This window comes from Diaphorobacter ruginosibacter (assembly GCF_014395975.1).
Taxonomy (GTDB): domain Bacteria; phylum Pseudomonadota; class Gammaproteobacteria; order Burkholderiales; family Burkholderiaceae_C; genus Diaphorobacter_A; species Diaphorobacter_A ruginosibacter.
On record NZ_CP060714.1, the window covers coordinates 2,313,240 to 2,332,776 of the forward strand.

Here is a 19,537-nt window from a genome sequence, read left to right on the forward strand (position 1 = left end):
GGTGCTTGAAATTCACTAACATGGCTCCAATTGAATCCCAAACCAGTGAATCAAGCTCGCTAGAATAATCTGCATGGCAACGAAACCTCCCTCGAGTCCCAAACCCCCTCCGCCCAGGCCCTTGCAGGAAGAGGGCGGCTCGGTGGTGTTGGAGCGGCGCACCTTGCGCACCGAGCCACCCAGGATGTACCAGGTCGTCATGCTGAACGACGACTACACCCCGATGGAGTTCGTTGTCGTGGTGCTGCAGGAGTTCTTCTACAAGGACCGGGAGGCTGCTACGCAGATCATGCTCAAGATTCACCTTGATGGAAAAGGCGTTTGCGGGGTTTACACCCGTGATGTGGCAGCAACGAAGGTCGAGCAGGTGCTCGACGCGGCACACAAGGCGGGGCATCCTCTGCAATGTGTGAGCGAGCCAGTTGAATAATCGCCAAGGCCCCCGATCTATCACTCATCTTTGAAACGCAAGCGAAAAAGGAGTTCTCACATGATTGCCCAGGAACTGGAAGTCAGCTTGCACATGGCCTTCGTCGAAGCTCGCCAGCAGCGCCACGAATTCATCACCGTGGAACACCTGCTGCTCGCGCTGCTCGACAATCCAAGTGCGGCCGAAGTGCTGCGTGCATGCGCCGCGAACATCGATGATCTGCGCGCCTCGCTCACCAATTTCATCAAGGACAACACCCCGCAGGTCGCAGGATCTGACGAGGTCGACACACAGCCCACGCTGGGCTTCCAGCGTGTGATCCAGCGCGCCATCATGCACGTGCAATCCACGGGCAATGGCAAGAAGGAAGTCACCGGCGCCAATGTGCTGGTCGCGATCTTCGGCGAAAAGGATTCGCACGCCGTGTACTACCTGCACCAGCAGGGCGTCACGCGCCTGGACGTGGTGAACTACATTGCCCATGGCATCAAGAAGGGCGAGCCGCCGGAACCGGCAAAGCCCGAGGGCCAGCCTGAGTCCGAGGAAGGTGGCGGGGAGCGCAATGAAAAGGCGTCGCCGCTCGAGCAGTACACGCTCAACCTGAACCAGGCCGCGAAGGAAGGCAAGATCGATCCGCTGATCGGCCGCCAGTACGAAGTCGAGCGCACCATCCAGATCCTCTGCCGCCGCCGCAAGAACAACCCGCTGCTCGTGGGTGAGGCCGGCGTGGGCAAGACGGCCATCGCCGAAGGCCTGGCATGGCGCATCACCCAGAACGACGTGCCGGAGATCCTCGCCGAGGCGACCGTGTACTCGCTCGACATGGGTGCGCTGCTGGCCGGCACCAAGTACCGGGGTGATTTCGAACAGCGCCTCAAGGGCGTGCTCAAGTCGCTCAAGGACAAGCCCAACGCCATTCTGTTCATCGACGAGATCCACACGCTGATCGGCGCAGGGGCTGCGTCGGGCGGCACGCTGGACGCATCGAACCTCTTGAAGCCCGCTCTGTCGAGCGGCCAGCTCAAGTGCATCGGCGCGACCACGTTCACGGAATACCGTGGCATCTTCGAGAAGGATGCCGCGCTGTCCCGCCGCTTCCAGAAGGTGGATGTGGTGGAGCCCACCGTGGCCGAGACCGTGGACATCCTGAAGGGACTGAAATCGCGTTTCGAGGAGCACCACAGCGTGAAGTACGCCGTGGCCGCCCTGCAGGCAGCGGCTGAGCTGTCGGCCAAGTACATCAACGACCGCCATCTGCCCGACAAGGCCATCGATGTGATTGACGAGGCCGGCGCTGCCCAGCGCATCCAGGTGCCAAGCAAGCGCAAGAAGACCATCGGCAAGGCCGAGATCGAGGAGATCGTGGCCAAGATCGCGCGCATCCCGCCCGCCAACGTCTCGAACGACGACCGCAGCAAGCTGCAGACGCTCGAACGTGACCTGAAGAGCGTGGTGTTCGGCCAGGACAAGGCCCTGGAGGTGCTGGCTTCCGCGGTGAAGATGGCACGCTCGGGCCTGGGCAAAGGCGACAAGCCGATCGGCTCGTTCCTGTTCAGCGGCCCCACGGGCGTTGGCAAGACCGAAGCGGCCAAGCAGCTCGCCTACATCATGGGCGTGGACCTGATCCGCTTCGACATGTCGGAGTACATGGAGCGCCATGCGGTGAGCCGCCTGATCGGCGCGCCTCCGGGCTATGTCGGCTTCGACCAGGGTGGCCTGCTCACCGAGGCCATCAGCAAGAAGCCGCACGCGGTGCTGCTGCTCGATGAAATCGAAAAGGCGCATCCGGACATCTTCAACGTGCTGCTGCAGGTGATGGACCACGGCACGCTGACGGACAACAACGGACGCAAGGCCGACTTCCGCAACGTCATCATCATCATGACGACGAACGCGGGCGCCGAGACCATGAACAAGGCCACCATCGGCTTCACAAATCCGCGCCAGGCTGGCGACGAGATGGGCGACATCAAGCGCCTGTTCACGCCGGAATTCCGCAACCGCCTGGATGCGATCGTGAGCTTCAAGCCGCTCGATGAGCAGATCATCCTGCGCGTGGTGGACAAGTTCCTGCTGCAGCTTGAGCAGCAACTTGCCGAGAAGAAGGTGGAGGTCACCTTCACCGACACGCTGCGCAAGCACCTGGCGAAGAAGGGCTTTGACCCGCTGATGGGTGCGCGCCCGATGCAGCGCCTGATTCAGGACACGATCCGTCGTGCTCTGGCTGACGAGTTGCTGTTCGGCAAGCTGACCGATGGCGGCCGCCTCACGGTCGATATCGAACACGGCAAGGACGACAAGGGCAACGAGACTTCCGAGGTCAAGCTGGACATCACGCCGCTGCCGAAGCGGGATCGCACGAAGTCCGAACCGGCCGAACCGGAAGAGGCCACGGCGGACTGACGGTATAGCCGAGCCAGTCCAGGCAAAAAAAGACCGCTGCTCGAAGGAGTAGCGGTCTTTTTTTATCTGAAGAGGCGCCGGTAGTTGGCCTCCTCGACATGAGCCGCGGCATGCGGCTCAGGCAAGCAAGGTGGCAAAGGCTGCTTACTCTGCGATGTCTGCGGCGGTCAGGCCGAGTTCCTTGGGAGTGCAGTAGGTTCGCGCAATGACAACCGGGTCTGCTGACAGGCACATGCCGTTGATCAGTTGAGCGACTTCACCCTGACGCGGTGTGGTGAGATAAGTGCGTGCGCTGACTGTGCCGTACTCGCTGATCGTCAAGTCTTCGAAACGGAACTTGGTTGGGTTAGGGTCGTCTACGCAACTACGAGTGCCGACCGAGCGGAAAGAAGTACCCGCTGGTGTCAGATCGCCTTCGTAGGTGCAAACCGAAGGGTAGTAGGGCTTATCGGGGTTCGTGATCATGGAGAACTCCGCCTTCAACGTGCCATCCTTGGCCGTCAGCTTCAGGTCCCCAACGAACTGCGCGCCGTTTTTGCCCAACAGTGGCGTATAGATCACATTGAATTCATGGCTCAGGCGCTTTTCGAGGTCTTCATAGGTGAAGCGGGTGAAGCTGGCCTGTTTCTCACCAGGCAGCGTGATGGTCCCAGTGACCGTAGAGTCAAAGGTCACAGTGACGGCGCCATAGTTCTTGGCGAGTTCGGCGTTCTTGGCACTGCCGCCTAGTGCGATGCCATTCTTGTACTCAACGAGGTCGCCGGTGAAGGTCTTGCCGTCCGCCATCTTGCCGCCGGCTTGCAGGAACATGGACGAACCATCTTCGCGGTACCCGAAATACGACAGGACAATGGTCTGGCCGTTCTGGCGGTCCAGCTGGATTCCACGTCCTGGTCCACCGTTCAGTTCTCCTCCGATGGCCCAGAGTCCAGCCTGGGGCAGGACTGCCAGTGCGGGCAAAGAGAGGCCGGCAATGGCGGCGGATACGAGAAGACGGCCAAATTTAGGCATTCAGATTTCCTTGAGGGTTAAAACAATAGGGACAATGAGTCGCGGGCGGATGGTATCCGCTGAATCATCAATGGTAAAGGAAGTTGCTCGCAGGCAACTGTTCGCCGGACGGGCTTATCCGGGCTGGCCCAGAAGGGCTTTCAAGAGATCCTTGGTCGGATACCCGTCTGCTGGCAGGCCTACGCTCTTCTGGTACTCGCGCAGTCCGACCCGCGTGGCGGGGCCTGCGACACCGTCGGGGGTGCCTGTCTCGTAGCCCTTGGCGTTCAGCGCTTCCTGCAATGCCTTTACTTCGCTGCGCGAGAGCGGCTCGAGCTCGCGCGGCCAGCTGGAAGCCAGGCCCGTGCCGCCATCGATCTGCTGCGCGATGAGCGCCACAGCGAGTGCATAGTTGTTCGAATTGTTGTATTTGAGCAGCGTTCGAAAATTGTTACCAATCATAAGGGCGGGTCCTCGGGCTCCCGCCGGCGTGATGATCGATGCCTCTTCCAGGCTGGGCAGCGGGCTTCCATCCAGGCTGCGGACACCTTCGGCGGCCCATGCGGATGCCGGCTGGGATACCTTGACCTCGGCCCGGGCGAAGTCGAAGCCGGTTGGGAGGCGGACTTCGGTTCCCCAGATTTCGCCCGTCTTCCATCCGGACTGGGCGAGGAAGTTGGCCGTGGAGTTGATCACGTCGGGGATGCTGCCCCAGATGTCACGTCTGCCGTCACCGTCGGCATCGACGGCAAAGCGCTGGTAGGCCGAGGGTAGGAACTGCGTATGCCCCATAGCCCCGGCCCAGGAGCCCAGCATCTGCGACGCCGGGATGTCGCCGCGGTCGATGATTTTCAGCGCGATCAGCAGCTCCCGGCTGGCCCACTCGTAGCGGCGGCCGTCATAGGCGAGGGTGGCCAGTGCATCGACGGCGCGGAAGCTGCCGAAATTCTTTCCGAAATTGCTCTCCATGCCCCAGATGGCGGTGATCACCGATGCGGGCACGCCGTATCGCTGCTCGGCGGCCTTGAATGTGTTCTGGTACTTGCGGATCAGCGTCTTGCCCTGGTCGATGCGCTGCTGCGAGACCGCTCCATCGATATAGGCCCATGGCGGGCGCGTGAATTCGGGCTGGGCGCGGTCGAGTTCGACGATGCGCGGGATGAACTGGGCGTTGCTCAGCGACTGGCGGATGGTCTTGTCGGTGATTCCGGCATCGGCTGCGCGTTGTTCGAAGGCCTTGAGCCACTGGGCGAAGCTTTGACGCCTGGCGGGCCCGGAGGGGGAGGGAAGAGGAGTCTCAGGAGCAGCGACTGCCGGAGCGCCTGGCTCCGGTGCGGCGGGCAACGTTGGCTGCGCAGGCTGCGTGGGTGCAGGCACGGGCACGGGCACTGGCGCAGGAACCGGCGCGCCGGAAGGTGCGGCTCCCGGCTGCGGGGCTGCGCTTTTTGGCGCGGACGAGCAGGCACCCAGAACAATGCTCAGGGCCAGCACGCTGATGGCCGATCCGGCCCGTCGCTGGGTGGCCGTTGGTTTCGATGGGCTGGATTCTGGGTAAATGACGTGCATGCGCCTATTGTGCGGGCTGCAAAGGCATACTTGGGACTGCTCCAGCACTCGACTGCAATTTTTTACATGCACACTTTTCTCTGGCACGACTACGAAACTTTCGGCACGAATACCCGCCGTGATCGCCCCGCGCAGTTTGCCGCCATCCGTACCGATGCCGAACTCAACGAGATCGGCGAGCCGGTGATGATCTATTGCCGGCCGGCCAACGACTACCTGCCCGATCCGGTCTCCTGCCTCATCACGGGCATCACGCCGCAGCTGTGCTTGGAGAAGGGCCTGCCCGAGAGCGAATTTGCGGCGCGCATCGAAGCCGAGATGGCCCGTCCAGGCACCATTGGTGTGGGCTACAACACGATCCGGTTCGACGACGAGATCACGCGCTACATGTTCTGGCGCAACCTGATCGACCCTTATGCGCGCGAATGGCAGAACCAGTGCGGGCGCTGGGATCTGCTGGACGTGGTGCGCATGACGCGCGCGCTGCGACCGGAAGGCATCGAGTGGCCGCTGAACGAGGAGGGCCAGGTCAGTTTCAGGCTGGAGCACCTGACCAGGGCCAATGGCCTGGTGCACGAGGCCGCGCACGATGCGTTGTCTGACGTACGCGCCACCATTGCGCTTGCGCGGCTCATTCGGCAGCACCAGCCCAAGCTGTTCGACTATGCGCTTTCTCTGCACAAGAAGGACCGCGTGATCGCCGAGTTGCGGCTGCCGGCCTCGATCGACCAGGCGCGGCCTTTCCTGCATGTCTCCGGCATGTTTCCGGCCGATCGAGGCTGCCTGGCGGTGATGTTTCCGCTCACAAGCCATCCCACTAACAAGAACGAGGTGCTTGCCTGGGACCTGTCGCACGATCCATGCGAGCTCGTGGATCTCGACGTGGAGACGATCCGCCTGCGCATGTTCAGCAAGGCGGCGGAACTGCCGGAGGGCATGACGCGCTTGCCGATCAAGACCATCCACCTGAACAAGTCTCCCATGATCGTGGGCAACGTGCACACCCTGTCTGCGCAGATGGCGGAACGCTGGGGTCTCGACCTGGAGGCCGCGGCGCAGAACGCTCAACGGGCGCGCGAGCTACCCGACATGAGTGCCATCTGGGCCCAGGTCTTCAAGCGCCCGGCAGCAGAGCCGCTCGATGTGGACCAGGACCTCTACGGCGGCTTTGTCGGAAACGAGGATCGCAGGCGTCTCCATCATCTGCGCTCGCTGTCGCCCGAGGACCTGGCTACGGCACGCACGGGCTTTGATGACCCGCGCTTGGCGGAACTGTTCTGGCGTTACCGGGCGCGTAATTTTCCCGCGACACTTTCTCCTGAGGATCAGGAGCGCTGGGAAATGCATCGCCAGGAGGTTCTCATGGAGGGCGTGAGCGGATCGCGCACGTTCGACATGCTGTTTGCCCAGCTGGATGAGTTGGGCGGCGAGGCCGACGAGCGAGCCTCCGCGTTGCTGGAGGCGGTGTATGACTATGCCGAGTCGATCTCGCCGGATCTGTCATGACGGTCCTGAACCGCAGGCTGGGGGCATCATGAGCGATACGCAGGCTGTTGCCGTGTCGCAGGGCATGCAGAGCATGGCCGGCATGGCCGATGTATCGGATCTGTCGGGCGTGCAGCAGGACGCGGGGCAGCTTGCACGGTTCATCGCAAACCATCCTCGCTTGCTGGTCCTGACCGGCGCCGGCGTAAGCACGGCCAGCGGTATTCCGGACTATCGGGACGTGAAGGGGCAATGGAAGCGCCCCCAGCCAGTCACCTACCAGGCCTTCATGGGCAGTGAGCTCACCCGGCAGCGCTACTGGGCGCGCAGCCTGGTGGGCTGGCGCACCTTCGGCCGAGCGACGCCCGGGCTCGCGCACGAGGTGCTGGCCGGCCTGGAGGGACAGGGGCTGATCGAGCTGCTGGTGACCCAGAACGTCGATGGCCTGCATGGTGCTGCAGGCAGTCGCGAGGTGGTCGATCTGCACGGCCGGCTCGACGTGGTGCGCTGCATGGATTGCGAGATCCGCTTTTCGCGTGGCCAGTGGCAGGATGCACTGGTGGAGCTGAACCCGGATTGGAGCGCACTTTCCGCACTCAGCGCGCCCGATGGCGATGCGGATCTCGAGGCGGTGGATTTCTCCCGCTTTGTGATCCCGCCATGTCCTTGTTGCGGCTCCCCGATGCTCAAGCCGGATGTCGTGTTCTATGGCGAGTCCGTGCCGCGCGAGCGCGTTCAGCGGGCACTGCAGGCGCTGACTCGCTCGCGTGCGATGCTGGTGCTGGGTTCGTCGTTGATGGTCTACTCGGGTTACCGTTTCACCCTGGCCGCGCGTGATGCCGGTATTCCTGTAGCGGCAGTGAACCAGGGCGTGACCCGTGCCGATGACCTTTTCGCACTGAAGCTGACCGGCGATGTCGGACGGACTCTGCGGGTTGCCGCTTCCCTCCTACAGCAGTGAATCCCGAATCTTGTTAGCTTCGCTTCGAGTCACTCGCATCGGTGGGATCGAGTGACAAGGAACAGTCGGCGAGCAGCCATACGATGCCAGCAGAACAGAACACACCCGCAGATCCACCTCCATCGTCCGGGATGGACACAAACCAGGGCATGAGCACGGGCTCCGGTGCGGCTGCGCGCGTGCGCCGCCAGGCCGACAGGCCCGCCACGGAGGCCGAGCGGCTTGGTGCACGCTCGGCCCTCGCGCGCGTGGGAGCGCTCGATCTTCCCATCACTGGCATCCGCGTGTTCGTCAGCCTCGGAATCGCCGCGCTGGTCATTGCGGCACTGTATTTCGGGCGACTGGTACTCGTGCCGCTGGCACTGGCCTTGCTCTTGAGCTTTGTGCTCAACCCCGTGGTCATGAGGCTCAAGCGCTGGGGCCTGCCCAAGGTGATTGCGGTGGTGAGCGTGGTGGCGGCTGCGTTGCTGGTGTTGGGGGTGGCAGGCCTGTTTGTGGGCAATGAGGTACGCGTGCTCAGTGCCGAGCTTCCCTCTTATCAGTCGAACATCCGGGGCAAGCTGCGCGGCCTGCGAGCCCAGATTCGGGCCCCCGGCATGTTCGAAGGGGCACGCAAGACGTTCGACGTGGTGCAGAGCGAAGTGGCAGCAGCCGCAGCCGAATCCGCCAATGGCAAGCGCAAGCCCGCGGTGCAGAAGGTGCAGGTGATTCCCTCTGAGCTCTCCCCGGTAGATCAGGCCCGGGCTGCGCTGGCACGCCTGGGCGGGCCGCTGTCGGATGCAGCTCTGGTGCTGGTGTTCGTGATCTTCATCCTGCTTGATCGAGAGGACCTGCGTGATCGGCTGCTGCGATTGTGGGGGCAGAACCTGCACCGGGCCACCGACGCACTGGACGAGGCGGGTGCGCGCATTTCCCGCTACCTGGGCATGCAGTTGCTGGTGAACGTGAGTTACGGCATTCCGATGGCGGCCGGTCTCTGGTTCATCGGCGTGCCCGGAGCCCTGCTGTGGGGGGCGGTGGCGGCGGTGATGCGTTTCGTGCCCTATGTGGGCCCGCTGATCTCCGCGGTATTCCCGCTCGCGCTGGCGTTTGCCGTCGCGCCGGGCTGGGAGCTCGTGCTGTGGACGGCAGCCCTCATCGTGGTGCTGGAGCTCATCAGCAACAACATCGTCGAACCCTGGCTGTACGGATCGAGCACCGGCCTGTCGGCCATGTCGCTCATCTTTGCCGCCACGTTCTGGACGGCGATGTGGGGCCCCATCGGCCTGATCATGTCCACGCCGCTCACCGTGTGCCTGCTCGTGATCGGGCGCTATCTGCCGCAGCTCTCGTTCCTCGACGTGTTGCTGGGGAGCCAGCCGGTGCTGGACGAGCCCACGCGCATCTACCAGCGCCTGCTGGCCGGCGACGCCGACGAGGCGGGAGACATCAGCCTGCGCATTGTGGAGGGCGGCGGCGATTCTCCCGCAGCCTTCTACAGTGACGTCGGCGCGGCGGTGCTGCGCATGGCGGTGGGAGACCATGCGCGCTCCGCGACGGCCGAACACCGGCTGCGTGTAGTCGATGGCATGGATGAGGTGCTCGATGAACTGGAGGAGCAATACCCGGCAGGGAAACTGTCCCCGGTCGCGCACGTGTTGTGCATGGGCGGCAAATCGGAGGTCGACCAGCTGGCTGCGCGCATGGTCGCGCACGGCGTGCAGCTCGAGGGCCACGCAGCGAGGCTTGCAGACAGTGATGTGCTGTCCAGCCAGAGCGCGGTGGCGCGCCCGGACCTGGCGCGCGGTGACGTGGTCTGCGTGAGCTGGATGTCGTCCGAGCCGAGGGCGGGCGCCAGGGCACTGTGCCGCCGTATCCGCCGCGCGTGGCCCGACGTGGGCATCGTGCTGCATTTCTGGAATCTCGCAGAGCCTCTCACGGAGGAAGAGCTGACGGCCCTGGCCGAGAGCCTCGGCGCGGATCGCGTCGCCTTGTCCTATGGAACGGTGGTGGCGTGCCTGCGCGAATGGCTGGGCGACGGGGATTCGGAGTCGTTCGAGCCCGCCCCCATTCCCCGCAACGACGAGAAGCGCTGCAAGGCACTTGACGCCAGCGGGGCCATGGACAGCGAACCATTCCGACAACTCAGCCAGCAGATGGCCAAGCGCGCCTCGGACATCTTCGACATTCCGCTGGCCTACGTGTCGCTGGTGGACGCGACGACCGAGCATGTGACGGCGATGCACGGAGGCCTGCGCGTGCAAAGCGACGAGTCGCTGCCCGAGGCTAAGCCGCGTCGCTTTCAGGCCTCCATCGAGCGTGCACAGGCACTGGGTCCGTTTGCCATCGCAAGCGATGAACCCATGCAGGTGCATGACCTGCTGCACGACCCGCGCTTTGCAGGCAATCCGATCATCCAATCGGTGGGAGCGCGTTTCTACGCGTCCGCACCGATACGCGAGAAATCCGGTTTCCCGATCGGCGTGCTGAGCCTGGTTGATTCCCGCCCCCGTGAACTCGGGGACCGCGAGATGCGCCTGCTGCAGGCCATGGCCAACGATGTGATGCAGGAGTGGAAGGGCATCGATCTGCCCGAGGCCAGGCAATCTCCACCCAAGGAGAATTCTGCGACGGTGGGGCAGGACGTACCGGGGTGAGGGGCGTTCCTGCGTCTTCCTGAGATCGTCAACACTTATCGTCAACACTTCCGGCAGCCTGTGGCCGAGGCTGCGTGAAGCGCAAACCTGTCAATCGTTGTCGTCAGCCTTGTTGCAGTCGCAATGACTGGCCCGCCCGCGCCACCCATTCATCGCGCGTGATGCGGTAAAGACAATGTCTGCGCACCGGGTGGCCTTCGGGGACCGAAGGGTGATCGAAGTCTTCGGCCGGGTCGCTGAGCATGCCCAGGCGCTTCATCACATTGCTGGAGCGCAGGTTTTCGAGGGCGGTGAACGCGACGATCTCCGGCAGGTTCAGGACTTCGAAGCCGACGCGCATGGCAAGGGCGGCCGCTTCGCTCGCAAGCCCGCGCCCCCAATAGGGACGCGCGAGGCGCCAGCCGATTTCCACGCAAGGGGAAAAGGGCAGGTCGGCCTGCGGGATGTGCAGGCCCACGAAGCCCATGAATCGGGGACCGCCATTTTCCTGCCGCGAATCCACGGCCCAGAAGCCCCAGCCGCGTTCCTCGATGAGCGCGCGTATGCGCGCGGCATGCGCATCGCTCTGTTCGCGAGACAACAGCGCCGGGAAATGCCGCATGACCTCCGGGTCGCAGTTCAATGTGGCGAACGGCGCGAAATCATCACGGCCCCACTGCCTGAGGCGCACACGGTCGGAGCACAGCCTCTCCCCGGGGACGACCGTGTGCGCCCGGATGCCGAAGGGAAGAGGTGAGGATGGTTGCTGTGTCACGCCCGGGAGTTGGAGGTTGCGGCCCTGTTGGCCGGGTGATTACTTATTACTTCGTGCCGAAGATGCGGTCACCCGCATCGCCCAGGCCCGGCAGGATATAGCCGTGGTCATTGAGTTCTCGGTCGATGGCGGCGGTGAAGATCGGCACGTCGGGATGTGCCTTCTGCATGGTCGCAATGCCTTCAGGGGCCGCCAGCAGGCAGACGAACTTGATGGACAGCGGGTTCAGCTTCTTCAGGCGGTCGACGGCCGCGGCAGCGGAGTTGCCGGTAGCCAGCATCGGGTCCACCACGATGATGTCACGCTCCTGCATTTCGGAGGGCATCTTGAAGTAATACTCGACCGGCTGCAGCGTCTCGGGGTCGCGGTACAAGCCGATATGGCCGATGCGTGCGCCTGGAATCACGTTGAGCATGCCGTCGAGAAAGCCGTTGCCTGCACGCAGGATCGAGACCAGCACCTGCTTCTTGCCGTCGATGACCTTGCCGGTCATCTTTTCCATCGGCGTTTCGATCTCGAGGTCCTGCAGCGGCATGTCACGCGTGATCTCATAGGCCATGAGCGTGCTCAGCTCGCCCAGAAGGCGGCGAAAGCTGTTGGTGCTCGCATCCTTCTTGCGCATGAGCGTGAGCTTGTGCTGGACCAGCGGATGGGTGATGACGGTGACTTTGGCGGTATTGTTGGTCATGGATGTTTTTGTTGTGCGAAATGAAAACTGGGCACCGAGTCTGCCAGAAAGCGATGCCTGCTCTGGCTGCGGGGTGGAAATTTCTCTTCCCTGGTCGGCCGGCGGCGTGAGCGATTATCGCAATAGAGCCTGTAGGCCTCGCTGATTGGCAGAGACGGGGAGGTGCGTAGATCGGCGTCCGAGGCATTCATCTGCCTTACGATACGACCTCCATCCCACATTCCAGTAAGCCACCGGCCCATGCCCCAATCCAAACCTTCCGCCAACTCCTTTGTCCGGCGCGTTCGCAGCCAACTGGAGGCATTGTCTGCGACGGAGCGCAAGCTGGCGGATTTCATGCTGGAGTTCCCTGGTGAACTGGCGAGCTACACGGCCAGCGAACTGGCATCGCTCGCGGGGGTGTCGAATGCCACGGTCAGCCGCTTCATCCGGCGGCTCGGCTATGCGAGTTATGACGAAGCCAAGCGCGATGTCCGGCGGGAAAAGGAATCAGGTTCCCCGCTGTTCCAGGCTGCCAAGAGCAGTGCCGCAGGCGCCATGAACCCGGCGAAGGTGCAGGCAAGCCTGATCGCGGTGCATCTGGAGCAGTCACAGTCGAATCTGGCGCGCACATTTGCGCAACTGAGCGACGCGCAGATGCATGACATCGTCACCACGCTGGTCCGGGCTCCACGCGTGCTGATCTTTGGAACACGGGGCAGCCACGGCTTTGCCCTCTACCTGAGATGGCAGATGCTGCAGGTGCTTGCATCCGTGACGGTGATTCCAGGACCGGGGGAATCGCTGGGTGAACATTTGGCCGGGCTCACGCCGCAGGATTGCCTCGTGGTGTTCGGTATCCGCCGCCAGACGCGCCAGATGGCTGGCCTGCTGGAGGCCGGCGCCAGGATGGGCTGCAAAATCCTTTTCATCAGCGACGCCATGTCGCCCGATCGCCGCGAGGCCACCTGGTCCATCCAGTGCCAGTGCGCGGGACCCGGCTCGCTCGACAACCATGTAGCGGTGATGGCGTTGTGCGACCTGATCTCCACCATGGTGGTCGAGAGCGCCGGTGCGGCGGGGCGCAGGCGTCTGGCCGGCATCGAGCTGCTGCACGAGGACCTCGAAGAGCTGTGAGGCTTTGCTGCGCGAAATCGCAGCCTGAGGCAATTTCAATGCAAACGCGATGGATCGAGGGTTTGCCCTCGGGGGAAAATTTCTGTCGTGATTGAAAATTGATTTTCAGATTGAAATTTATCTGGAAACATTTTTCCTAGAACACTGAACGCAATCGGAGTCTCTTATGGCAGGCGGACCTCAGCTCTCATCGCTCCCCAGTTCTCCCAAGGTGGCCCAGCTCGACAACGCGCTGGACCAGATTGGGGTCACGCGGTCGCACCACACCATCATCTTCCTGATCCTGATCGGGTGCCTTTTCGATGCCTTCGAGCAGAACGCGGTCGGCATCGTGGGCCCGATGCTGCGTGAGCAGTGGGGGCTGGATGCGGCGCACATCGGCATGCTCAATACCGTGACCTTTGCCGCCGCCGCCATCGGACGGGTGGTGTCGGGCTATGTGGCCGACCGCTATGGGCGCCGGGTGATGCTGAGCATCGACCTGCTGCTCTTCACGCTGGGCGCGGGCATCTGCGCGATGGCGCCCAATCTCACGGTCATGGCCATCGGACGTGCCGTGGTCGGCTTCGGCCTGGGCGGCGAGATTGCGATCGCGGTGACCATGCTGGCGGAGTTCTGCTCGACCAAGGCCCGCGGCGTGGCCATCGGTACGGTCAACGTGGCGGCAGGGGGCCTCGGCAACTTTCTGGCACCGGGCTTCGGCTTGCTGGTGTTCTGGCTTTTCCCGGGAGACAACAACTGGCGCTGGCTGTTCGTGTGCCTGATGGTGCCCGCGATCCTGGGTGCGTTCTATCGCCGGTACATTCCCGAGACGCCGCGCTTCCTGTTGTCGCAGGGGCGCGTGAAGGAGACCAATCAGGTGCTCTCCAAGCTCGCGGCCGGCCGCCTGTCGGGCAAGAACATCCCGCATACGGACTACATTGCCGACGATGGCGTGGTGCCACCGGAGTCCAAGGCCAAGGTGCGCGTCACCGAGATCTTCCGCGGGGCCCTTGCTCGCCGAACGATCCCGTTGTGCATCACGATCTGGATGACCTATGGAGCACAGATCTCCGTGCTCACGCTGATGCCGACGATCCTGGTGACGCTGGGCTACTCCATCTCCAAGAGCCTGATGTTCACGATGGTGATGCAGTGCGGCAGCCTGCTGGGTGCGATCGCTGCATCCGCACTGGGCTTTCATTTCCCCCGCAAGCGCGTGCTGACCATCGGAGCGGTCTGTGCCTGCCTTGCCGCGCTGTCGATCGGCTTCCTGGCCAAGAACATCGTCGTTCTGCTGGCCGCCGGTGCCGTGTTCCAGTTCTTCGTGCTGCTTCTCAATACCACCATCTGGATCTTCGCTCCCGAGCTCTATCCCACCCGCGTTCGTGCGTTTGGAACGGCCTTCATCCTCGCCACGGGCACGGCCGGTGGCGCGTTCATGCCGCTGGTGGCTGGCAGGCTGCTGGACTCGGTGGGCCTGGCGGGTGTGTTCTCCATGGTGGCAGCGATGTACGCGATCTTCGTGATCAGCATTCAGAGCGTGCCCGAAACCTATGGCACGTCGCCGGACGCGATGCCGCTGGAAGGGGACACCGAGCAACAACCGACGGCCGCCGCTGCGGTGGCCCAGCCAACCCCTCGTTGATCGAGCGGCCCACCACGATTTCAGGAAATCTTTCGAATGCGGAACATTCTGGTCATCAACCCGAACTCATCCAAGGCCACCACGTCGATGATGGTCCATATTGCCGCCGAGGAAGCTCCGCCCGGCGTGTCGGTCAGCGGGCTGACCGCCCGGCATGCACCCTCGATGATCGTGAATCAGAAGGAGCTCGATGCGGCGGCGCTGGAAGTGGAGGCCACCTGGCGCACGGCGGAGGCTGAAAGCTGGTCGGGCATTATCGTCAGTGCATTTGGCGATCCGGGCCTCGATCGGGTCCGCAGCTCGGCCAAGGTGCCGGTTGTCGGCATCTGCGAATCGTCCATGCTGGAGGCCGCCCAGGGCGGGCGGCGATTCGCGGTCGCCACCGTCACGCCCGATCTGGCCGATGCCATCAACGGCAAGGCCCGGGACCTGGGCCTCTCCGGGCTGTTCACGGGGATCCGCTTGACACCGGGCGACCCGCGCGCGCTGACCTCCGATCCGAAGGCGCTGGAGGAAGCCCTGGCCCACGCCGTCCGGCAGTGCATCGACGAGGATGGTGCCGAGGCGGTAATCATCGGCGGCGGGCCGCTGGGGCAGGCTGCGCTGCAACTGGCCCCTCGGTTCAACGTGCCCATCATTGCGCCGATTTCGGCCGCGGTGCGGCGGCTGCTGAGCTTGATGGAGCCCGCGCCTCTGGAGGCACTGGCGCCGGGCTGAGGCACGCGGGCAATCAGCGGGCAGTTGTGGTCAACCGGCGAGCAATTGCCCGTAGCTCGCCAGGTCGACATTGCCTCCGCTGATGATGAAGCCCACGCGCTTTCCCTTGAGATCCAGGCCGCTATGGCGTGCCCCCGCGAACGACAGCGCGCCCGTGGGCTCGACCACGATCTTCATGCGCTCGGCGTAGAAGCGCATGGCCTCGCCCAGTTGCGCATCGCTGGCGGTGAGGATGTCGCTCACGTCGCGGCGGATGATGGCGAAGGTGATGTCCCCCAGGGCCTGGGTCTGCGCACCGTCGGCGATGGTCTTGGGGGTGGCGATCTTCACGATCTCGCCCTTGCGCAGCGACTGCTGGGCATCGTTGCCGGCTTCGGGCTCGACCCCGTAGACCCTGCATTGCGGTGCCAGGGCCTTGGCGGCCAGCAGGGTGCCTGACAGCAACCCGCCGCCGCCCAGCGGGGCGAACAGGTAGTCGAGGCCGGGTACTTCCTCAAGGAGCTCCATTGCCGCGGTGCCCTGGCCCGCGATCACATGCGGGTGGTTGAACGGGGGCACCAGCGTCATGCCGCGTTCCCCGGCAATGCGCTGGCTGATGGCTTCGCGGTCCTCGGTGAACCGGTCATAGGTGATGACCTCCGCACCATAGCCGCGCGTGGCAGCCAGCTTGGCGGCCGGGGCGTCCTCGGGCATGACGATGGCGGCGGGCATGCCCAGGATGCGGGCGGAAAGTGCAATGGCCTGGGCGTGGTTGCCCGACGAGAAGGCCAGCACGCCGCGCTTTTTCTGCTCGGGCGTGAACTGTGCCAGCGTGTTGTAGCCGCCCCGGAACTTGAATGCGCCCATGCGCTGCAGGTTCTCGCACTTGAAGAACAGTTCGGCGCCAAGCAGTGCGTCGGCGGTTGCCGAGCGCATCACGGGCGTGCGATGCGCAACGCCCTTCAGCCGGGCCGCGGCGGCCTGCACATCATCGTAGGTGGGAAGCGTGGTACTCATAGCCTCTGTGTGTCCTTTTCAGCGCTTGATGGTGGACGCGTCCTGTCCGAAGAGCACTTTCTTGGCTGCTTCGTCGACGGTGGGCGCGACATTGACGGTCTTGGCCAGTTCATAGGCGCGCCGTGTGGCCGGCCGGGCGGCAATGCGCTCGAACCATCCCTTGAGGTGCGGAAATTTCGCAAGATCCTGTTGCTGGCGTTCATGCGGCACGATCCACGGGTAGCTTGCCATGTCGGCAATGGAATAGTCCTTGCCCGTGATGTAGTCCCGGCCATCGGAAAGTTGCTTGTCCAGCACGCCATAGAGACGGCTGGTTTCCTTGACGTAACGCTCCATGGCGTAAGGAATCTTCTCGGGAGCGTACTGTACGAAGTGGTGGTTCTGGCCGGCCATCGGGCCGAGCCCGCCCATCTGCCAGAACAGCCACTGGATGACGTCGTTGCGGCCGCGCAGGTCCTGGGGAATGAACCGCCCGGTCTTGTCCGCCAGATACAGCAGGATGGCTCCGGACTCGAACAGGGAGATCGGGGCGCCGCCATCGCCCGGGGACTGGTCAACGATGGCCGGGATACGGTTGTTGGGCGCGATCTTCAGAAAGTCCGGCGCAAACTGCTCCCCGTTGCTGATGTTGACGGGGTGGATCGTGTACGGCAGCCCGGCCTCTTCGAGGAAGAGGGTGATCTTGTGGCCGTTCGGCGTGGTCCAGTAGTACAGGTCGATCATTCTTTCAGGTCTCCAATCGATAGGATGGGGGAGGGCGCAAGGAGGCAACGGCGAACGAGGCGCGGACGCCTGCCCGCAAAGACAGGCTGCTTGCCCGCCTCATGGCGCCATCTGTGGCAGGTCGGATTACTTCTTCCGCCCGCCCATCAGCCCGCCCAGCACTCCGCGCAGGATCTCCTTGCCCAGGTTCGTGCCCATGGTGCGGACGGCCGACTTGGCCATGGTCTGCACCAGCCCCTCCTTCTTGCCGCCGCGCGGTCCGGTGCTGCCGAACAGCACATTGCTGAGTTCGCCCATGATGCCGCTGTCGGCGCCCGCCTGGCCTGCCTGACCCTTGATGACGGAGGCGTTGTCCGCCTGCCCGTCGGCGCGACCGCGCAGCATCTCGTAGGCGGATTCACGGTCGACGGTGGTGTCGTAGATGCCCGCGACCAGCGAACTGCTCATCAGGGCCTTGCGCTGTTCGGGTGTGATCGGGCCGATCTGGCTTCCCGGCGGAATCACGTAGACGCGCTCGGTTGGCGTGGGTCGGCCCTTGGGGTCCAGGAAGCTGATGAGCGCCTCGCCAACCCCCACCTCGGTGATCGCAGCCTCGATGTCGAGTCCGGGGTTGGGGCGCATGGTCGTGGCCGTGGCCTTGACCGCCTTCTGGTCGCGTGGGGTGAAGGCACGCAGCGCGTGCTGTACACGGTTGCCAAGCTGTGCGAGCACGCTGTCGGGAATGTCGAGTGGATTCTGCGTGGCGAAATACACGCCCACGCCCTTGGAGCGCACCAGCCGCACGACGAGTTCGATGCGCTCGAGCAGCGCCTTGGGTGCCTCGTTGAAAAGCAGGTGGGCTTCATCAAAGAAGAACACCAGCTTGGGCTTCTCCGGATCGCCGATTTCGGGCAACTGCTCGAACAGCTCGGACAGCATCCACAGCAGGAAGGTGGCATACAGGCGGGGCGAGTTCATGAGCTTGTCGGCCGCCAGGATGTTGATCACCCCCTTGCCGGACACTGTCTGCATGAAGTCCTGGATGTTGAGCATCGGCTCGCCGAAGAACTTGTCGCCGCCCTGTTGCTCGATCTGAAGCAGCCCGCGCTGGATGGCTCCCACACTGGCCGAGCTGATGTTGCCGTACTCGGTCGTGAACTGTTTTGCGTTGTCGCCCACGTAGGTGAGCATGGCGCGCAGATCCTTCAGGTCGAGCAGCAGCATGCCGTTGTCGTCGGCGATCTTGAACACCAGGTTGAGCACGCCCATCTGGGTGTCGTTCAGGTCCAGCATGCGGCCCAGCAGCAGCGGGCCCATGTCCGAGATGGTGGCGCGCACGGGGTGGCCCTGGTCGCCGAAGACGTCCCACAGCGTGGTGGGGCAGGCCAGAGGTTCCGGAGTAGGCAGCCCGCGCTCCTTGAGCGTGGCCGCCATCTTCTCCCCGATGCTGCCGGTCTGGCTGATGCCGGTGAGGTCGCCCTTCACGTCGGCCAGGAACACCGGAACGCCGATGCGGGAGAACTCCTCGGCCAGCTTCTGCAGGGTGACGGACTTGCCGGTGCCGGTGGCGCCGGTGATCAGGCCGTGGCGGTTGGCAAGCCCCGGCAACAATTGGCATTGGACGGAGTCGTGCTGTGCGATGAGTAGAGGTTCAGCCATGGCGATGATCGAGAAAGTAGGGATTCGAAGTCAAAAGTAAAATCACGGGCAGTAGATTATTAAATCAGAAGGACTCCCTGTGGCAGGACACAGTAAATGGGCGAACATCCAGCACCGCAAAGGTCGCCAGGATGAGAAGCGCGGCAAGATCTGGACTCGCATCATCCGTGAAATCATGGTCGCGGCCCGCCAGGGCGGCGGCGACCCCGATGCGAATCCCCGCCTGCGTCTGGCTATTGACAAGGCCAAGGCTGCCAATATGCCCGCTGACAACATCAAGCGCAACGTGGACAAGGCAACGGGCAACCTCGAAGGCGTAACGTACGAGGAAATTCGCTACGAAGGCTACGGCATCGGCGGCGCGGCCATCATTGTTGACACAATGACCGATAATCACGTGCGAACCGTCGCGGAAGTGCGTCATGCCTTCAGCAAGTACGGTGGCAACATGGGAACCAACGGCTCTGTGGCGTTCCAGTTCAAGCACGTGGGTCAGCTGATCTTCGCGCCGGGAACGGACGAGGGCAAGGTCATGGACGTGGCGCTCGAGGCGGGCGCCGAGGACGTGATCGCCGACGAGGAGGGCGCGATCGAGGTGCTGACGGCACCGGGTGATTTCGAAGCCGTGAAGAAAGCGCTCGACGCCGCCGGACTGAAGGCCGAACTGGCCGACGTGACCATGCGCCCCGATGTGTCGATCGCACTCGAAGGCGACGACGCTGCACGCATGCAGAAACTGCTGGATGTCCTGGAAGATCTGGACGATGTACAAGAGGTCTATCACAACGCCGAGTTGTGAGAGGCAAT

At 63.5% G+C, this 19,537-nt stretch carries 16 protein-coding genes; 9 read left to right on the top strand and 7 right to left on the bottom strand.

Annotated elements, in window-relative coordinates; all coding sequences use genetic code 11:
- Positions 1–73 precede the first annotated feature (73 nt).
- On the top strand, positions 74–430 hold the full coding sequence (gene clpS, locus H9K76_RS10455) for an ATP-dependent Clp protease adapter ClpS (RefSeq protein ID WP_425489690.1): 357 nt from the start codon (positions 74–76) through the stop codon (positions 428–430).
- Positions 431–490: 60 nt separating this feature from the next.
- Positions 491–2,833, top strand: coding sequence for an ATP-dependent Clp protease ATP-binding subunit ClpA (clpA, locus tag H9K76_RS10460; RefSeq protein ID WP_187600126.1), 2,343 nt, complete (start codon positions 491–493; stop codon positions 2,831–2,833).
- A 144-nt stretch (positions 2,834–2,977) separates the two neighbouring features.
- Here clpA and H9K76_RS10465 read toward each other — a convergent pair whose 3' ends face one another.
- Together H9K76_RS10465 and H9K76_RS10470 are read right to left on the bottom strand one after the other, a co-directional pair.
- Positions 2,978–3,844, bottom strand: a complete 867-nt coding sequence (locus tag H9K76_RS10465; protein ID WP_187600128.1) for a hypothetical protein — start codon at positions 3,842–3,844, stop codon at positions 2,978–2,980.
- Positions 3,845–3,958: 114 nt separating this feature from the next.
- Complete coding sequence (locus H9K76_RS10470) at positions 3,959–5,389, bottom strand: lytic murein transglycosylase (RefSeq protein ID WP_187600130.1); 1,431 nt, start codon at positions 5,387–5,389, stop codon at positions 3,959–3,961.
- Positions 5,390–5,455: 66 nt separating this feature from the next.
- On the opposite strand from H9K76_RS10470, the gene sbcB reads away from it, so the two are divergent.
- From sbcB to H9K76_RS10485, 3 genes are all read left to right on the top strand, one after another.
- Complete coding sequence (gene sbcB, locus H9K76_RS10475; RefSeq protein ID WP_187600132.1) at positions 5,456–6,895, top strand: exodeoxyribonuclease I; 1,440 nt, start codon at positions 5,456–5,458, stop codon at positions 6,893–6,895.
- Between the two features lie 73 nt (positions 6,896–6,968).
- A complete protein-coding gene (locus tag H9K76_RS10480) occupies positions 6,969–7,835 on the top strand; it encodes an NAD-dependent protein deacetylase (RefSeq protein WP_425489698.1) in 867 nt (288 codons plus the stop codon).
- Between the two features lie 149 nt (positions 7,836–7,984).
- Positions 7,985–10,471: an AI-2E family transporter gene (locus tag H9K76_RS10485; protein ID WP_187600134.1), complete on the top strand. Its 2,487-nt coding sequence runs from the start codon at positions 7,985–7,987 to the stop codon at positions 10,469–10,471.
- A gap of 103 nt (positions 10,472–10,574) precedes the next feature.
- Here H9K76_RS10485 and H9K76_RS10490 read toward each other — a convergent pair whose 3' ends face one another.
- Positions 10,575–11,189 carry a GNAT family N-acetyltransferase gene (locus H9K76_RS10490; protein WP_187600586.1) on the bottom strand — a complete coding sequence of 205 codons (615 nt, stop codon included), beginning with the start codon at positions 11,187–11,189 and terminating at the stop codon, positions 10,575–10,577.
- Between the two features lie 82 nt (positions 11,190–11,271).
- The gene (gene upp, locus H9K76_RS10495) at positions 11,272–11,913 is read right to left on the bottom strand and encodes a uracil phosphoribosyltransferase (protein WP_187600136.1); all 642 of its coding nucleotides are present in this window, start codon (positions 11,911–11,913) and stop codon (positions 11,272–11,274) included.
- A gap of 240 nt (positions 11,914–12,153) precedes the next feature.
- Here upp and H9K76_RS10500 point away from each other — a divergent pair, with 240 nt between their 5' ends.
- The 3 genes from H9K76_RS10500 to H9K76_RS10510 all read left to right on the top strand — a co-directional run bounded on the left by H9K76_RS10500 (position 12,154) and on the right by H9K76_RS10510 (position 15,373).
- Positions 12,154–13,029 carry a MurR/RpiR family transcriptional regulator gene (locus H9K76_RS10500; RefSeq protein WP_187600138.1) on the top strand — a complete coding sequence of 292 codons (876 nt, stop codon included), beginning with the start codon at positions 12,154–12,156 and terminating at the stop codon, positions 13,027–13,029.
- Positions 13,030–13,195: 166 nt separating this feature from the next.
- The gene (locus tag H9K76_RS10505; protein ID WP_187600140.1) at positions 13,196–14,656 is read left to right on the top strand and encodes an MFS transporter; all 1,461 of its coding nucleotides are present in this window, start codon (positions 13,196–13,198) and stop codon (positions 14,654–14,656) included.
- A 36-nt stretch (positions 14,657–14,692) separates the two neighbouring features.
- Positions 14,693–15,373 (top strand): aspartate/glutamate racemase family protein, encoded by a 681-nt coding sequence (locus H9K76_RS10510; RefSeq protein WP_187600141.1) that lies wholly within the window; start codon positions 14,693–14,695, stop codon positions 15,371–15,373.
- Between the two features lie 30 nt (positions 15,374–15,403).
- Here H9K76_RS10510 and H9K76_RS10515 read toward each other — a convergent pair whose 3' ends face one another.
- The 3 genes from H9K76_RS10515 to H9K76_RS10525 form a co-directional block, all read right to left on the bottom strand.
- Positions 15,404–16,369 (bottom strand): threo-3-hydroxy-L-aspartate ammonia-lyase, encoded by a 966-nt coding sequence (locus H9K76_RS10515; protein ID WP_187600143.1) that lies wholly within the window; start codon positions 16,367–16,369, stop codon positions 15,404–15,406.
- Between the two features lie 18 nt (positions 16,370–16,387).
- Positions 16,388–17,092, bottom strand: coding sequence for a glutathione binding-like protein (locus H9K76_RS10520; protein ID WP_187600145.1), 705 nt, complete (start codon positions 17,090–17,092; stop codon positions 16,388–16,390).
- Between the two features lie 126 nt (positions 17,093–17,218).
- Positions 17,219–18,730 (bottom strand): helicase HerA-like C-terminal domain-containing protein, encoded by a 1,512-nt coding sequence (locus H9K76_RS10525; protein WP_187600147.1) that lies wholly within the window; start codon positions 18,728–18,730, stop codon positions 17,219–17,221.
- A 79-nt stretch (positions 18,731–18,809) separates the two neighbouring features.
- Here H9K76_RS10525 and H9K76_RS10530 point away from each other — a divergent pair, with 79 nt between their 5' ends.
- Complete coding sequence (locus tag H9K76_RS10530) at positions 18,810–19,529, top strand: YebC/PmpR family DNA-binding transcriptional regulator (protein ID WP_187600148.1); 720 nt, start codon at positions 18,810–18,812, stop codon at positions 19,527–19,529.
- Positions 19,530–19,537 lie beyond the last annotated feature (8 nt).

Excerpts from the sequence above, each read along its gene's own strand:
- clpS (WP_425489690.1), top strand. The coding sequence starts at position 74 with ATGGCAACGAAACCTCCCTCGAGTCCCAAACCCCCTCCGCCCAGGCCC.
- clpA (WP_187600126.1), top strand. The coding sequence starts at position 491 with ATGATTGCCCAGGAACTGGAAGTCAGCTTGCACATGGCCTTCGTCGAA.
- H9K76_RS10465 (WP_187600128.1), bottom strand. The coding sequence starts at position 3,844 with ATGCCTAAATTTGGCCGTCTTCTCGTATCCGCCGCCATTGCCGGCCTC.
- H9K76_RS10470 (WP_187600130.1), bottom strand. The coding sequence starts at position 5,389 with ATGCACGTCATTTACCCAGAATCCAGCCCATCGAAACCAACGGCCACC.
- sbcB (WP_187600132.1), top strand. The coding sequence starts at position 5,456 with ATGCACACTTTTCTCTGGCACGACTACGAAACTTTCGGCACGAATACC.
- H9K76_RS10480 (WP_425489698.1), top strand. The coding sequence starts at position 6,969 with ATGGCCGGCATGGCCGATGTATCGGATCTGTCGGGCGTGCAGCAGGAC.
- H9K76_RS10485 (WP_187600134.1), top strand. The coding sequence starts at position 7,985 with ATGAGCACGGGCTCCGGTGCGGCTGCGCGCGTGCGCCGCCAGGCCGAC.
- upp (WP_187600136.1), bottom strand. The coding sequence starts at position 11,913 with ATGACCAACAATACCGCCAAAGTCACCGTCATCACCCATCCGCTGGTC.
- H9K76_RS10500 (WP_187600138.1), top strand. The coding sequence starts at position 12,154 with ATGCCCCAATCCAAACCTTCCGCCAACTCCTTTGTCCGGCGCGTTCGC.
- H9K76_RS10505 (WP_187600140.1), top strand. The coding sequence starts at position 13,196 with ATGGCAGGCGGACCTCAGCTCTCATCGCTCCCCAGTTCTCCCAAGGTG.
- H9K76_RS10510 (WP_187600141.1), top strand. The coding sequence starts at position 14,693 with ATGCGGAACATTCTGGTCATCAACCCGAACTCATCCAAGGCCACCACG.
- H9K76_RS10515 (WP_187600143.1), bottom strand. The coding sequence starts at position 16,369 with ATGAGTACCACGCTTCCCACCTACGATGATGTGCAGGCCGCCGCGGCC.
- H9K76_RS10520 (WP_187600145.1), bottom strand. The coding sequence starts at position 17,092 with ATGATCGACCTGTACTACTGGACCACGCCGAACGGCCACAAGATCACC.
- H9K76_RS10525 (WP_187600147.1), bottom strand. The coding sequence starts at position 18,730 with ATGGCTGAACCTCTACTCATCGCACAGCACGACTCCGTCCAATGCCAA.